This is a genomic window from Streptomyces sp. NPDC090798, assembly GCF_044768965.1.
Classification (GTDB): domain Bacteria; phylum Actinomycetota; class Actinomycetes; order Streptomycetales; family Streptomycetaceae; genus Streptomyces.
In genome coordinates this window covers 156,780-170,353 of record NZ_JBIVXA010000015.1, presented here as the reverse complement: position 1 = coordinate 170,353, position 13,574 = coordinate 156,780, and the positions used below count along the sequence as shown (strand labels likewise).

The 13,574-nt window shown below is 68.7% G+C and carries 11 protein-coding genes and 1 tRNA gene; 2 read left to right on the top strand and 10 right to left on the bottom strand.

The features are described 5' to 3' along the window. Positions 1 to 16: 16 nt before the first annotated feature. Both ACIQTP_RS30020 and ACIQTP_RS30015 read right to left on the bottom strand, forming a co-directional pair. On the bottom strand, positions 17 to 1,360 hold the full coding sequence (locus ACIQTP_RS30020; protein ID WP_403405478.1) for a hypothetical protein: 1,344 nt from the start codon (positions 1,358 to 1,360) through the stop codon (positions 17 to 19). A gap of 248 nt (positions 1,361 to 1,608) precedes the next feature. Continuing rightward, entirely contained in the window at positions 1,609 to 1,737 is a 129-nt protein-coding gene (locus tag ACIQTP_RS30015) for a DLW-39 family protein (protein WP_003999697.1), read from the bottom strand. 349 nt (positions 1,738 to 2,086) lie between these two features. Between ACIQTP_RS30015 and ACIQTP_RS30010 the strand changes: the two genes are divergently transcribed. Both ACIQTP_RS30010 and ACIQTP_RS30005 read left to right on the top strand, forming a co-directional pair. After that, on the top strand, positions 2,087 to 2,440 hold the full coding sequence (locus tag ACIQTP_RS30010) for a DUF6344 domain-containing protein (protein WP_403405475.1): 354 nt from the start codon (positions 2,087 to 2,089) through the stop codon (positions 2,438 to 2,440). Positions 2,441 to 2,720: 280 nt separating this feature from the next. Then, on the top strand, positions 2,721 to 3,293 hold the full coding sequence (locus tag ACIQTP_RS30005) for a hypothetical protein (protein WP_403405472.1): 573 nt from the start codon (positions 2,721 to 2,723) through the stop codon (positions 3,291 to 3,293). A 166-nt stretch (positions 3,294 to 3,459) separates the two neighbouring features. On the opposite strand, the gene ACIQTP_RS30000 is transcribed toward ACIQTP_RS30005, so the two are convergent. From ACIQTP_RS30000 to dnaN, 8 genes are all read right to left on the bottom strand, one after another. Further along, positions 3,460 to 3,536, bottom strand: a tRNA-Ile gene (locus ACIQTP_RS30000). Positions 3,537 to 3,648: 112 nt separating this feature from the next. After that, positions 3,649 to 4,440, bottom strand: coding sequence for a DUF3566 domain-containing protein (locus tag ACIQTP_RS29995; protein WP_403405469.1), 792 nt, complete (start codon positions 4,438 to 4,440; stop codon positions 3,649 to 3,651). Between the two features lie 18 nt (positions 4,441 to 4,458). Beyond that, the gene (gene gyrA, locus ACIQTP_RS29990) at positions 4,459 to 7,053 is read right to left on the bottom strand and encodes a DNA gyrase subunit A (protein WP_402038935.1); all 2,595 of its coding nucleotides are present in this window, start codon (positions 7,051 to 7,053) and stop codon (positions 4,459 to 4,461) included. Positions 7,054 to 7,095: 42 nt separating this feature from the next. Then, positions 7,096 to 9,180, bottom strand: a complete 2,085-nt coding sequence (gyrB, locus tag ACIQTP_RS29985; RefSeq protein WP_402038934.1) for a DNA topoisomerase (ATP-hydrolyzing) subunit B — start codon at positions 9,178 to 9,180, stop codon at positions 7,096 to 7,098. 341 nt (positions 9,181 to 9,521) lie between these two features. After that, positions 9,522 to 10,103 carry a DUF721 domain-containing protein gene (locus ACIQTP_RS29980; RefSeq protein WP_403405465.1) on the bottom strand — a complete coding sequence of 194 codons (582 nt, stop codon included), beginning with the start codon at positions 10,101 to 10,103 and terminating at the stop codon, positions 9,522 to 9,524. After that, positions 10,100 to 11,221 carry a DNA replication/repair protein RecF gene (gene recF / locus ACIQTP_RS29975; protein WP_402038932.1) on the bottom strand — a complete coding sequence of 374 codons (1,122 nt, stop codon included), beginning with the start codon at positions 11,219 to 11,221 and terminating at the stop codon, positions 10,100 to 10,102. The genes ACIQTP_RS29980 and recF overlap by 4 nt, the downstream gene beginning before the upstream one ends. Positions 11,222 to 11,284: 63 nt before the next feature. Continuing rightward, positions 11,285 to 12,160 carry a phosphogluconate dehydrogenase (NAD(+)-dependent, decarboxylating) gene (gene gnd, locus ACIQTP_RS29970; protein ID WP_403405462.1) on the bottom strand — a complete coding sequence of 292 codons (876 nt, stop codon included), beginning with the start codon at positions 12,158 to 12,160 and terminating at the stop codon, positions 11,285 to 11,287. A 188-nt stretch (positions 12,161 to 12,348) separates the two neighbouring features. Next, complete coding sequence (gene dnaN, locus ACIQTP_RS29965) at positions 12,349 to 13,479, bottom strand: DNA polymerase III subunit beta (RefSeq protein ID WP_168509653.1); 1,131 nt, start codon at positions 13,477 to 13,479, stop codon at positions 12,349 to 12,351. Positions 13,480 to 13,574: the final 95 nt, after the last annotated feature.

Sequence of the window (13,574 nt, the reverse complement as noted above, 5' to 3'; positions counted from 1 at the left end):
TCCTTGTTGGGCGGGCCTACCAGCCGCGCGGCGTCGCCCGTCGCCGCGCGGCCACCGTCCACACCCCGAGCGCCAGCACCAGGACGGTCCCGGTGCCGATACCGCCCACGGCGACCAGCTTCATGGTGGTGCCGTCGTCGCTCCCGCCGCTTCCGGCAGGCACCATCCCACCCCTGACCGGCACGGAGTCACCGGTCGCGGGGTCGAACACGTCACGCGGTACGGCCCGCCCCGCGTACGCCGGGCCGGTCCGCGCGGCGCCGTCCACCCGTACGCGCAAGGTCAGTCCGAACGGCCCGTCGCCGAACTTGTCGGCGACCTGCGCCGCGAGATGTACGACGAGGTAGTACGAACCGGCGAACCGCATGCCGCTGATCCGGTCGTTGAAGGCGTAGCGGTTGTCGTACTCGACGGGCGGCAGCGGATCCAGAGCGGCGGACCGCTGGCTGCCGTCGTATCCCGCGCCCACGTCGGCGACGAGTCCGCGCACGGGGTTGTAGAGGGACATGACGAGAGCCGTGCCCATGAATCCCTCGCCGCCGCTCGAACTGCCGAGTTCGGCGGTGGCGGAGAACTGCTGTCCCCAGTCGACCGGCACCTTGTAGAAGAGCGTCTGTCCGGGGCTGATCCCGTCCTTCCAGACTCCCTGTCCGAGGGCGCCGGCCGTGGTGAACCCCGCGCCGCCCCTGCGCGGCCGCGCGTCGCCCTGGAGGGCCTCGGGCGAGGCGGAGTTCCAGACCTCGGGAGCACTGGTCGAACCCGCCTTCTCCAAGCGGGGTTCCGACACATAGCTCAGTTCGAGGTCCCAGGCGTCGGGGGAGGACGGCGGGGAGACCGAGGAGGCGGGTGCCGCGGTGCGCTCGACGACCACGTAGTACGTTCCGGCCGTCTGGCAGCCGTACTTGCCGGGGCCTATCTCGCGTGACGCCCAGGCGGCGACGGGGTGCGGGCTCTGGGAGGCGCCGAAGTGGGCGGTCGTGGAGGAGGAGCAGCTGCCGCTGTTGCCGTCCTGTACGGAGACCTTGACGCCGTCGGAGTAGGCGACCGTGGCGCCGGGCCTGGGGACGGCGGTGGCGGCGATGTACGCGTTGGAGGTGGCGTCGAGCTCCAGGCGGTAGTAGAGCTTGCCGTCCTTGCCGAGGGAACTGCGGTACGTCCGGCCGGGCTCCAGCCGTACGGCGTCCGTGGTGCCCGTGGCGCCCTGGACCGGCGTCGCGTCCTGGGCGAAGGCGTAGGGCTTCGGTGTACCGGTCTCGGCTGCCGCGACGGCCCGCCCGGTCAGAGCCGCGGTCGCGCACAAGACCGTTGCCACGATCGCGAACGGCCGACCGCCGTGCCGCCATGCCGTGCGCCGCCCCATCACGCGCCACCCCTCGTCGTAGCCCCGGACTAGCCCCGGACTAGCCCCGGACCGTGGCCCATCCTGCCCCGCCGGTCACTGGGCCACCCCCGCTATCCGCACAAGCGGCCGAAACCGCCTGCCCAGAGGCCCGAAATCTTCACTTGAGCAATCAATTCGTTTGCCGAAGCGAATCAAAATGGGTCCAGGCAATACAAAACCCCGACCGCGAGGGCGGCCGGGGTCTGATCTGAGACTGGTGTCGATTCTCACGAACCCGTGGGCACGGAGTCAGTCGCCTCCGTCCACAGATCCTGCTCGGCGCGATCCGCCTGGATCTGGCGGTACACGAGGAGCCCGCCGATGGCGGCCAGTGCGACCAGGAGAAGCTTCTTCACCGCGCGACCTCGTCTTTCGTTGACGTAGGGGACCTCTGGCGCCCGACTATACACACCGACCGATATCGATCGGTGACCTGCATCGACCCCCAACTGCCGCCCGGCGGAGAGCAGTACGAGCGGATCCGGCCGCTCCGGCCACGGTCGTATCGCAAGGTGATCACATCTCACACACGGTGACTTTCTGCACCCTCTCGCACCTTTTTAGGGGCTTTTCTGACCTCTTGCACCCATCCGAGTGGTGTTGATCTGAACATCGACGCGCCACGGGCGTCGGTCCACCACTTCGCGGCCCACATACACATCATGAGGAAAGTACGCAAATCGCCTGACCCGAAAGTGAGGGGCCATGACCCAGAACAAGGTCATGAAGCTGTGGACCGCCATCGTCACCGCCTTCGTCGCGCTCTGCACGGCGCTCGGTTTCATCACGACCACCGCGGCCGCGGCCGTACCGCAGGCCGAAGCGACGCGCAACAGCACAGTCTCCGCGACCGTGCCGACGATCTCTCCCTGGGCCGGTCCATACAGCCGGGCCCTGCCCCCCACGATGAAGCAACGCATCCGCGCCGAGGCCCACGGCTCCTCACCGAGTTGCCGGCACCGCCCGCCGACCGAGGCCACCGAGGCCGACCCGGCCGACCTCGCGTCGCTCTGCGCCCCTGAGGCCCACACCGAGCCCGAGATCCGCCTCCAGCGCTGACCAGCGCGGCTCCGCCCCATCCCCCAGCCCCTCCCCTGACGTAGCGGCGAACTTGCGTACACCGCCACCCACAGATCCGAAGGCCCGGCACCTCGAAAGAGCTGCCGGGCCTTCGCCATGTCCGGCACCTCGCCCCGTCCCGCGCCTCGCCCTGTCCGGCACCTCATCGTCCAGGCACGCACAGCACATCGTCAGGAGTGCCTCCGGTGGCCCCGGATCCAGGGCCGTCCGGTAGCGTCCCGTGTCGTCTTCACGGGACCACCAGGTCGGGAGGCAGTGCATGGCGCCAGTGATCCCGAACCGCGGGCCGTCGCGGTCGGCGAACCCCGCCCAGCGGCTGGCGTTCTCTGTCCTGTTCGCGCTGACCGGGGCCGGGCTGACTACGTTCGGGCTCTACCAGGCAGGCCACGCCGTCGGCCTGCTGGGCGAGCCCGGCACGCTCACCGTCGCCTCCTGCGCACGGGCCGGTCAGCCGAAGCCCGAGATCCGGTGCACCGGCACCTTCCGGTCGGACGACGGCCGCTCGACGGACCCAGCGGCACGCTTCACCGTGAACCCGGCCTTGGCCTCAGGGCAGATCACCCGCCTGGACCGGGTCGACGCCGGCTCCTACATGCGGATCAGCCCGGCCCGCACCGAGGAGTACGCGGCGTTGTCACTGTTCGGCATGGCGCTGTTCGTCTTCGCGGGGGCCGGATTCGCCTCCCGGGCGAACTCCACCGGCCGCCCCGAACTCCGCGCCGGCCTCGTCGGCCGCGCAGGGCTCCGACTCGGTCAGGCAGGGATCATCCTGCTGCTGGGTGCGGGGCTCTGCGTAATCATCGCGTTCCTGAGCCCACTGCTGGGCGGCTGACCGAATCGTCCGCGGGGGGTCTCCCCTGGGATGAAGAGGCATGCACCTCGAACGGGGCCGGGAAGCGTGGGAGTTGTTTCAGGTTTCTCCACCTGACATCAGTCGCCGATGCCGTCCTGCCCAGACGCAAAAGACCCCCAGGTGGATCACCTGGGGGTCTTTTGACTGGTGGGGCTAACAGGATTTGAACCTGTGGCCTCATCCTTATCAGGGATGCGCTCTAACCAACTGAGCTATAGCCCCGCCGCGCTTTGCGGAGTGTGTCCCGCGCGCCGACCTCTGAAGATTAGCGCACGACGCGGCCAGTCCCAAAATCGGTATCCCAGGCCTCCTGGCCGGGCCCGACGAGCTGCTGTTACTCGTCTTCGGCGAGGGTCAGCTCAATACCGCCGACGAAGCCCGCGGAGAGGTTGTAGATGAACGAGCCGAGCGTCGCGAGCGCCGTGGCCAGCACGACGTCGATGACCGCGATGATCGACGTGAACATCAGGACGTGCGGCAGGGAGAGGAACGACTGCAGGTCGAATCCGTTCGACTCGTTCGAACCCGTCGCCTCGGAAATCGTGCCGCCGACCGTCGAGAAGACGCCCATCGCGTCCAGGACCATCCACAGCACCGCCGCCGCCACGATCGTGCAGATGCCCAGCGCGATGGAGAGCAGGAAGCTGACCTTCATCACCGACCAGGGGTCGGTCTTGGCCACCCGCAGCCGCGCCTTGCGGGTGCGGGGCGCGGTGCGCGCTCCGGTCCGCGGCCGGCGTACGGCGCCCGACGGTGTCTGAGCCGGGTACGCCTGCGGCGGGTGGTACGGCTGCGCGGGCTGCTGCGGCTGCCGTTCCCCCGGCAGCGCGGAGCCGGCCTCGGGAGCGGCCCCGGCAGGGGCCGCCGAAGCGGCTGAAGCGGCCGAAGGAGCCCCCGGTGGGGGCGTCGAAGCGGGCGCCGCGCCGGGCGCGGGCTTGGTCTTCGCCGGACCGGCCGCCGCCGGGCCCGCTCCGGCCGCGTACTGCTGGGCCTGCGGGCCTCGGGTGTCCGTCACAGTTCCCCCCTGGGATCCATGAGAGTCATGGGAGTCAGTCGTCTCCGCGGCGGAGCCACGGCCGCCGTCCGTATCCGTACCGGTCGATCCGGCGCCCGTGGCTCCGCTCACGATGACTCACTCCTCGCGCTACTCGGGCGAGGACTGCTCGCCCTCGTCCGTACCGACGGCCTCGACGCCCTCGGCGGTCTCGTCCTCGGCGATCTCGCCGTCGACTTCCTCCGCCTCGCGACCGGCCTCGGCGTTACGAGCGATGCCGACCACGGCATCGCGCTTGCCCAGGTTGATCAGTTGGACACCCATGGTGTCACGGCCCGTCTCCCTGACCTCGTTGACTCGCGTGCGAATCACACCGCCGGACAGGGTGATGGCGAGGATCTCATCCGTCTCCTCGACCACCAGCGCGCCGACGAGAGACCCGCGGTCCTCTACGATCTTGGCGGCCTTGATACCGAGGCCACCACGACCCTGAACGCGGTACTCGTCAACGGCGGTCCGCTTCGCGTACCCGCCGTCCGTAGCAGTGAACACGAACGTACCGGGTCGAACAACATTCATCGAGAGCAGCTCGTCGCCCTCGCGGAAACTCATCCCCTTGACGCCCGAGGTCGCACGGCCCATGGGCCGCAGGGCGTCGTCCGTCGCGGTGAACCTGATCGACTGTGCCTTCTTGCTGATCAGCAGCAGATCGTCCTCGGCCGATACGAGTTCGGCTCCGATCAGTTCGTCGTCGGAACCGTCCTCCGTCTCGCGGAGATTGATCGCGATGACACCGCCGGAGCGCGGGGAATCGTAATCCTTCAGAGGCGTCTTCTTCACGAGGCCGCCCTTGGTGGCCAGCACCAGATAAGGCACCGCCTCGTAGTCACGGATCGCGAGGATCTCGGCGATCGCCTCGTCCGGCTGGAAGGCCAGCAGGTTGGCGACGTGCTGTCCACGCGCGTCCCGCCCGGCGTCCGGGAGCTCGTACGCCTTCGCGCGGTAGACGCGTCCCTTGTTGGTGAAGAACAGCAGCCAGTGGTGCGTGGTCGACACGAAGAAGTGGTCGACGATGTCGTCCTGCTTCAGCTTCGCGCCGCGTACGCCCTTGCCGCCCCGCTTCTGCGAGCGGTAGTCCTCGGTCTTGGTCCGCTTGATGTAGCCACCGCGCGTGATGGTGACGACGATGTCCTCTTCGGCGATCAGGTCCTCGATGGACATGTCACCGTCGAAGGGCACCAGCTTGGAGCGACGGTCCTCGCCGAACTTGTCGACGATCGCCGCGAGTTCCTCGCTGATGATGGTGCGCTGGCGCTCCGGTGAGGCGAGGATCGCGTTGTACTCGGTGATCTTCGCCTGGAGCTCGTCGTGCTCCTGGATGATCTTCTGGCGCTCCAGAGCGGCCAGTCGGCGCAGCTGCATCTCGAGGATGGCGTTCGCCTGGATCTCGTCGATCTCCAGGAGGCCCATCAGGCCCTCACGCGCGATCTCGACGGTGTCACTGCGCCGGATCAGCGCGATGACCTCGTCGATGGCGTCCAGGGCCTTCAGGAGGCCACGCAGGATGTGCGCGCGCTCCTCGGCCTTGCGCAGCCTGAAGCGCGTACGGCGGACGATGACCTCGATCTGGTGCGTCACCCAGTGGCGGATGAACGCGTCGAGCGACAGCGTGCGCGGAACGCCGTCCACCAGCGCCAGCATGTTGGCGCCGAAGTTCGACTGCAGATCGGTGTGCTTGTAGAGGTTGTTCAGGACGACCTTGGCGACCGCGTCGCGCTTCAGGACGATGACCAGCCGCTGTCCCGTACGGGACGAGGTCTCGTCGCGGACGTCCGCGATGCCGCCGACCTTGCCGTCCTTGACCAGGTCGGCGATCTTCTGCGCGAGGTTGTCGGGGTTGGTCTGGTAGGGGAGCTCGGTGACCACCAGGCACTGGCGGTTCTGGATCTCCTCGACCTCGACGACCGCGCGCATCGTGATGGAGCCACGGCCCGTGCGGTACGCCTCCTCGATGCCCTTGCGGCCCACTACAAGGGCGCCGGTCGGGAAATCGGGGCCCTTGATGCGCTCGATCAGGGCGTCGAGCAGCTCCTCGTGGCTGGCTTCGGGGTTCTCGAGGTACCACTGGGCGCCGGCCGCGACCTCACGGAGGTTGTGCGGCGGGATGTTGGTGGCCATGCCGACCGCGATGCCCGCCGAGCCGTTGATCAGCAGGTTCGGGAACCGGGCCGGCAGAACCGTCGGCTCCTGGTTGCGGCCGTCGTAGTTGTCCGTGAAGTCGACGGTCTCCTCGTCGATGTCACGGACCATCTCCATGGACAGCGGCGCCATCTTGCACTCGGTGTAGCGCATGGCGGCCGCGGGGTCGTTGCCCGGAGAGCCGAAGTTGCCGTTGGAGTCCACCAGCGGCATCCGCATCGACCACGGCTGCGCGAGGCGGACCAGCGCGTCGTAGATCGAGGAGTCGCCGTGCGGGTGGTAGGTGCCCATGACGTCGCCGACGACGCGGGCGCACTTGTAGAAGCCCTTCTCGGGCCGGTAGCCGCCGTCGTACATGGCGTACAGGACACGGCGGTGGACGGGCTTGAGGCCGTCCCGGACGTCGGGCAGCGCGCGCGACACGATGACGGACATCGCGTAGTCGAGATACGAACGCTGCATCTCCGTCTCGAGCCCGACGGGCTCGACGCGCAGGGTGATCTCGCCGCCTTCTTCAGGCGTGCTCGGAGTGTTCTCGTCGGCCATTGCTGGTGAAGATCCTTTCTGCTGCGGTCAGCTGAGACCGACTCAGATGTCGAGGAAGCGGACGTCCTTGGCATTGCGCTGGATGAACGCGCGGCGGGCCTCGACGTCCTCGCCCATGAGGACCGAGAACAGGTCGTCGGCCTGGGCGGCGTCGTCGAGCGTGACCTGACCGAGGACCCGGTGCTCCTGGTCCATGGTCGTGATGCGCAGCTCCTCGGCGTTCATCTCGCCAAGGCCCTTGAAGCGCTGGACCGAGTCGTCACGGATGCGCTTGCCGGCCTGCTTGCCCAGCTCGATCAGCGCGTCGCGCTCACGGTCCGAGTACGCGTACTCGAAGTCGTCCCGGCCCCACTTGATCTTGTACAGCGGGGGGCGCGACAGGAACACGTGCCCGGCCTCGACCAACGGCCGCATGAAGCGGAAGAGGAAGGTCAGCAGCAGTGTGTTGATGTGCTGGCCGTCGACGTCGGCGTCCGCCATCAGGATGATCTTGTGATAGCGGAGCTTCTCGATGTCGAAGTCCTCGTGGACCCCGGTACCGAAGGCCGAGATCAGCGCCTGGATCTCCTGGTTCTGCAGGATCTTGTCGATCCGCGCCTTCTCGACGTTGAGGATCTTGCCTCGGATCGGGAGGATCGCCTGGTACTGCGGGTTGCGGCCGGACTTGGCCGAGCCGCCGGCGGAGTCACCCTCGACGATGAAGATCTCGCACTTGGTGGGGTCGTTCGACTGGCAGTCGGACAGCTTGCCCGGCAGCGACGCCGTCTCCAGGAGGCCCTTGCGGCGGGTGAGGTCGCGCGCCTTGCGGGCCGCCACGCGCGCGGTGGCCGCCTGGATGGACTTGCGGACGATGTCCGCGGCCTCGTTCGGGTTGCGGTCCAGCCAGTCGTTGAGGTGCTCGTAGACGGCCTTCTGGACGAAGGTCTTCGCCTCCGTGTTGCCCAGCTTGGTCTTGGTCTGGCCCTCGAACTGGGGCTCGCTCAGCTTGACCGAGATGATCGCGGTCAGACCCTCGCGGATGTCGTCACCGGTGAGGTTGTCGTCCTTCTCACGCAGCAGCTTCTTGTCGCGCGCGTACTTGTTGATCAGCGAGGTCAGCGCCGCACGGAAGCCCTCCTCGTGCGTACCGCCCTCGTGGGTGTGGATGATGTTGGCGAAGGAGTACACGCCCTCGCTGTAGCCGCTGTTCCACTGCATCGCGACCTCGAGGGACAGGCTCTTGTCCTTGTCCTCGGCCTCGAGATCGATGACGGTGGGGTGCACCACGTCTCCCTTGCGGGAGTTGAGGTACTTCACGAAGTCGACGATGCCGCCCTCGTAGTGGTACGTGACGGTCTTGACCTCGGCCTTCTCATCCGCACCCGCCTCGTCCGCACCGGCCGTGGCCTTCGCCGACTCGCGCTCATCAGTGAGTTTGATCGTCAAACCCTTGTTGAGGAACGCCATCTCCTGGAAGCGCCGCGAGAGCGTCTCGAAGGAGTACTCGGTCGTCTCGAAGATGTCGCTGTCGGCCCAGAAGGTGACCGAGGTGCCGGTCTCGTCGGTGGCCTCGTGCTCGACGAGAGGGGCGGTCGGGACGCCCATCTTGTAGTCCTGCGTCCAGCGGCGTCCGTCGGTCTTGACCTCGACGGAGACCTTGCTCGACAGGGCGTTCACCACGGAGACGCCGACGCCGTGCAGACCACCGGAGACCGCGTAACCGCCGCCGCCGAACTTGCCGCCCGCGTGCAGGACCGTCAGCACGACCTCGAGGGCCGGCTTCCCTTCGGAGGGAACGATGCCCACGGGGATGCCGCGGCCGTTGTCCACGACACGCACGCCGCCGTCGGCGAGGATCGTGATGTCGATCGTGTCCGCGTGGCCGGCCAGCGCCTCGTCGACGGAGTTGTCGACGACCTCGTACACAAGGTGGTGCAGTCCGCGCTCGCCGGTCGAGCCGATGTACATACCGGGTCGCTTGCGAACCGCGTCCAGACCCTCGAGGACGGTGATGGCGCTGGCGTCGTACGAGGCTGTGACCTCGCCGTTCGAGGTCGTGGCCTCGGCGTTGTCGCCGGCGTCGGTGGACGGGATGTTCTCGTTGGGGTTGCCGGAATCGGCCACGAAGCGCCCTTTCTGGCACAGCACAAGCCAAGCTCGTCGGCGGGTTGCCGGAGCGGCTGCGGCACGTTGCGTTGGTAAGCCTTGATCAGCGTTGCTCAGCTTTTCCCGGACGGTCCCCGCAAGCGGGGCGGGATTAGCTTCCAGTCTACCGGTAGCGCCGACAGTGATGGGGGTTTGCCGGTACCTGAGTCCGCATGTGCCGCCCTGAACCGGTCTCTCCCGACTCCCCATATGTGGACCCGGGCTCAAAGAGGCTCACAGCGGCACTCAGCGCTTCCGGGTGTCAACCCTTGGCTACCGCGGAGTCAGGTCGGTGTTCGCAACCGCGTGCACTCCCGCGCAGGGGCCACTCGATGTGGCCTCTGTCACCCGTAGGTGTCGCCGGGACCCGTGCTTCCAGGGGCGCGCAGGGGGCCGAAGCGGCGCGTGGGACCACCGGGGCCCTGCACCTTGATCAGCCGCACCGTGCCGTGCCCGAGGTCCTGGTTCAGCCGCGCGACCACCTGCGGGGCGAGCAGCCTCAACTGGGTGGCCCAGGCGGTCGAGTCGCACTGCACGGTCAGCACCCGCTCGTCCTCGTCGTACTTCTGCGGGACGCAGTGCTTGGCCAGATCCTCGCCGACGATCTGCGGCCAGCGGCCCATCACACCGCCCACCGCGGCCGGGGTCTCCCAGCCGCGCTCGGTGAGCAGCCGGTTGATCGCGGCGCCGAGCGCCATCGGATCACGCCCGTCGGCGCGCGCGCCGGAGCGCAGGCCGCCGCGCCGCGCCTGCTTCTTCTGCTGTGCCGCGTCCCCCCGCGCGCGTGCCTGCTCCTTCGCGGCGCGCAACGCCACGCGCGCGAGGTCTACGCCGGAGTGCTCGGGGGCCTTCTTGGAGGCCGTTTCCCGGCCCTTCTCCGAAGCTCCCTCGGAGGCGGCCGATTCGCCGGGTGTGTTCTCCGTCATACCCGCTCCACCGTGCCCTCGGAGACGACGTACCGCGTCCCCGTCAGTACGTCCGGTACGTCGTCGTCGACCGCGGCCGTCACGAGGACCTGCTCGCCGGGAGCGACGAGTTCCGCGAGGCGCTCTCTTCTGCGGCTGTCCAGCTCGGCGAAGACGTCGTCGAGGACCAGCACCGGTTCATTGCCCTCGGCCCTCAGGAGGTCGTACGAGGCCAGGCGCAGCGCCAGCGCGTACGACCAGGACTCGCCGTGGGAGGCGTATCCCTTGGCGGGCAGCTGACCGAGCTTGAGGACCACATCGTCCCGATGGGGTCCCACGAGGGTCACGCCCCGCTCGATCTCCTGCTTGCGGACCTCGGCGAGCGCCGCCATCACCTGCTCGTACAGGTCCTCGCGGGTGTGCGCCTCGCCGGGCGCGGACGGCTTGTACTCCAGGGCGACGGGTCCGCCGCCGGGGGCCAGCTGCTCGTACGCCTTGTCGGCCAACGGCTGGATCGCGGCGACCAGGTCGAGCCGCTGGGCGAGCAGCTCGGCGCCCACGCGCGCGAGGTGCTGGTCCCACACGTCGAGCGTGGAGAGGTCCATGGTGCGGCCGCCGTGCCGGCGGGCCAGCGCGGCCGACTTCAGGAGGGTGTTGCGCTGCTTGAGGACCCGCTCGTAGTCGGAGCGGACGCCCGCCATCCGCGGGGAGCGGGCGGTGATCAGCTCGTCGAGGAAACGGCGCCGCTCACCGGGGTCGCCCTTGACCAGCGCGAGATCCTCGGGCGCGAACAGCACGGTCCGCACGATGCCGAGCACGTCACGGGGTCTGACCTGCGAGGACCTGTTGATGCGGGCGCGGTTGGCCTTGCCGGGGTTCAGCTCGAGCTCGACGAGCTGCTGGCGTTCGCCCTGGCGGACATTGGCCCGGATGATCGCCCGGTCGGCGCCCATGCGCACCAGCGGCGCGTCGGAGGAGACGCGGTGGCTGCCGAGGGTCGCGAGATAGCCCACCGCCTCGACCAGATTCGTCTTGCCCTGTCCGTTGGGGCCCACGAACGCGGTGACGCCCGGGTCGAGCGGAACCTCGACCCGGGCGTACGAGCGGAAGTCGGCCAGCGACAGATGCGTGACGTGCATGGTCGTTCGCCGACCTCCCCCAGGGTTGTGGATCCACCGCCACACGGCCTGTGGATCTGTGGATTACTTCGTCTCGACCGCGTGGCCGCCGAACTGGTTGCGCAGCGCAGCGACCATCTTCATCTGCGGCGAGTCCTCCTGCCGCGAGGCGAACCGCGCGAACAGCGACGCGGTGATCGCGGGCAGCGGCACCGCGTGGTCGATGGCGGCTTCCACAGTCCAGCGGCCCTCGCCGGAGTCCTGTGCGTAACCGCGCAGCTTCTCCAGGTGCTCGTCCTCGTCCAGGGCGTTCACCGCCAGGTCCAGCAGCCAGGAACGGATGACCGTGCCTTCCTGCCAGGAGCGGAAGACCTCGCGCACGTCGGTGACGGAGTGGACCTTCTCCAGGAGCTCCCAGCCCTCGGCGTAGGCCTGCATCATGGCGTACTCGATGCCGTTGTGGACCATCTTGGAGAAGTGGCCCGCGCCGACCTTGCCGGCGTGCACCGCGCCGAAGTCGCCCTCCGGCTTGAGTGCGTCGAAGACCGGCTGCACCTTGGCGATGTTCTCGGCGTCGCCGCCGTACATCAGCGCATAGCCGTTCTCCAGGCCCCAGACGCCGCCGGAGACGCCGCAGTCGACGAATCCGATGCCCTTGGCGGCCAGTTCCTCCGCGTGCTTCTCGTCGTCCGTCCAGCGGGAGTTGCCGCCGTCGACGACGGTGTCGCCGGGCTCCAGGAGCTCGCCGAGCTGGTCGACGGTGGACTGCGTGGCGGCACCGGCCGGGACCATCACCCACACCACGCGCGGCCCCTTGAGCTTGCCCACAAGCTCTTCCAGGCTGTGGACATCGGCGAGGTCCGGGTTGCGGTCGTATCCGATGACGGTGTGGCCTGCGCGGCGGATCCGCTCGCGCATGTTGCCGCCCATCTTGCCGAGGCCGACGAGACCGAGCTCCATCAGGTTGTTCCTTAGGTTTGCGACGTGGCGTGAGGGCACTTTCGTACCTGTGTCTGAGCCTAAACCCGGACGCTCACGCACACCTGTGGGCATAGCCGCTCAGGCGTTCACGCCACGTGCGGATGCGCCCGCCGGACGGCCGGGCCGATCGGACCGGCCGTCCGGCGGGCCCGGTGGGCTCACATCGCTCAGCCGCTCAGACGCACCGGCATGATCAGGTACTTGTAGGCCTCGTCCGCCTCGGCGTCCACCGCGGGCCTGCCGCTCAGCAGCGCGGGCTTCGTGGACGTCGTGAAGGAGAGCTGGGCCACCGGCGAGTCGATGGCGCTCAGGCCGTCGAGCAGGAACGTCGGGTTGAAGGCGATCGAGACGTCGTCGCCCTCCAACTGCGCGTCGACCCTTTCCACAGCCTGTGCGTCGTCGCTGGAGCCCGCCTCCAGGATCAGCACGCCCTGCTCGAAGCTCAGACGCACCGGGGTGTTGCGCTCGGCGACCAGGGCCACACGCTTGACGGCCTCCACGAAGGGGGCGGTCTCGATCACGGCGATGGAGTTGAACTCCGTCGGGAACAGCGAGCGGTACTTCGGCAGGTCGCCCTCCAGCAGGCGGGTGGTCGTACGCCGGCCCGCGCCCTCGAAGCCGATCAGACCCTCGCCCGCGCCCGAGCCGGACAGCGCGAGGATCACGCTGTCGCCGCTCGTGAGGGCCTTGGCGGTGTCCAGGAGCGTCTTGGCGGGCACCAGGGCCACCGCGGACGCCTCGGGGTTCTCCGGCTTCCACAGGAACTCGCGGACCGCGAAGCGGTAGCGGTCGGTGGAGGCCAGCGTGACCGTGTCGCCCTCGATCTCGATGCGCACACCGGTGAGCACGGGCAGCGTGTCGTCACGGCCCGCCGCGATGGCCACCTGGGCGGCCGCCGAGGCGAAGACCTCACCGGGGACGGTGCCGGTCGCCGACGGCATCTGCGGCAGCGCGGGGTACTCCTCCACAGGCAGGGTGTGGAGTGTGAATCGCGAGGAGCCGCAGACCACGGTGGCCCGTACACCGTCTGTGGAAATCTCCACCGGCCGGTTGGGGAGGGCGCGGCAGATGTCCGCGAGCAGGCGGCCGGAGACGAGGACCGTGCCCTCCTCGTCGACCTCCGCGTCCACCGAGACGCGTGCCGAGACCTCGTAGTCGAAGCTGGAGAGGCTCAGGGAGCCCTCCTCGGCCTTCAGAAGGAGGCCGGCGAGCACAGGCGCCGGCGGACGGGCCGGGAGGCTGCGTGCCGCCCAGGCCACTGCCTCCGCGAGTACGTCGCGTTCCACCCGGATCTTCACCGTTGCCGCCTCCGTCTGTTGCCGGCGCTCTCGCCCTGCTGGCCTTCGTCGTCTGACTCGGTGTCGTTCAGCCCTGTGGCGGGCAGGACACCGGG

Coding starts and splice junctions, on each gene's coding strand:
- ACIQTP_RS30020 (WP_403405478.1), bottom strand. CDS start 1,360: ATGGGGCGGCGCACGGCATGGCGGCACGGCGGTCGGCCGTTCGCGATC.
- ACIQTP_RS30010 (WP_403405475.1), top strand. CDS start 2,087: ATGACCCAGAACAAGGTCATGAAGCTGTGGACCGCCATCGTCACCGCC.
- ACIQTP_RS30005 (WP_403405472.1), top strand. CDS start 2,721: ATGGCGCCAGTGATCCCGAACCGCGGGCCGTCGCGGTCGGCGAACCCC.
- gyrA (WP_402038935.1), bottom strand. CDS start 7,053: ATGGCCGACGAGAACACTCCGAGCACGCCTGAAGAAGGCGGCGAGATC.
- ACIQTP_RS29980 (WP_403405465.1), bottom strand. CDS start 10,103: ATGACGGAGAACACACCCGGCGAATCGGCCGCCTCCGAGGGAGCTTCG.
- recF (WP_402038932.1), bottom strand. CDS start 11,221: ATGCACGTCACGCATCTGTCGCTGGCCGACTTCCGCTCGTACGCCCGG.
- gnd (WP_403405462.1), bottom strand. CDS start 12,160: ATGGAGCTCGGTCTCGTCGGCCTCGGCAAGATGGGCGGCAACATGCGC.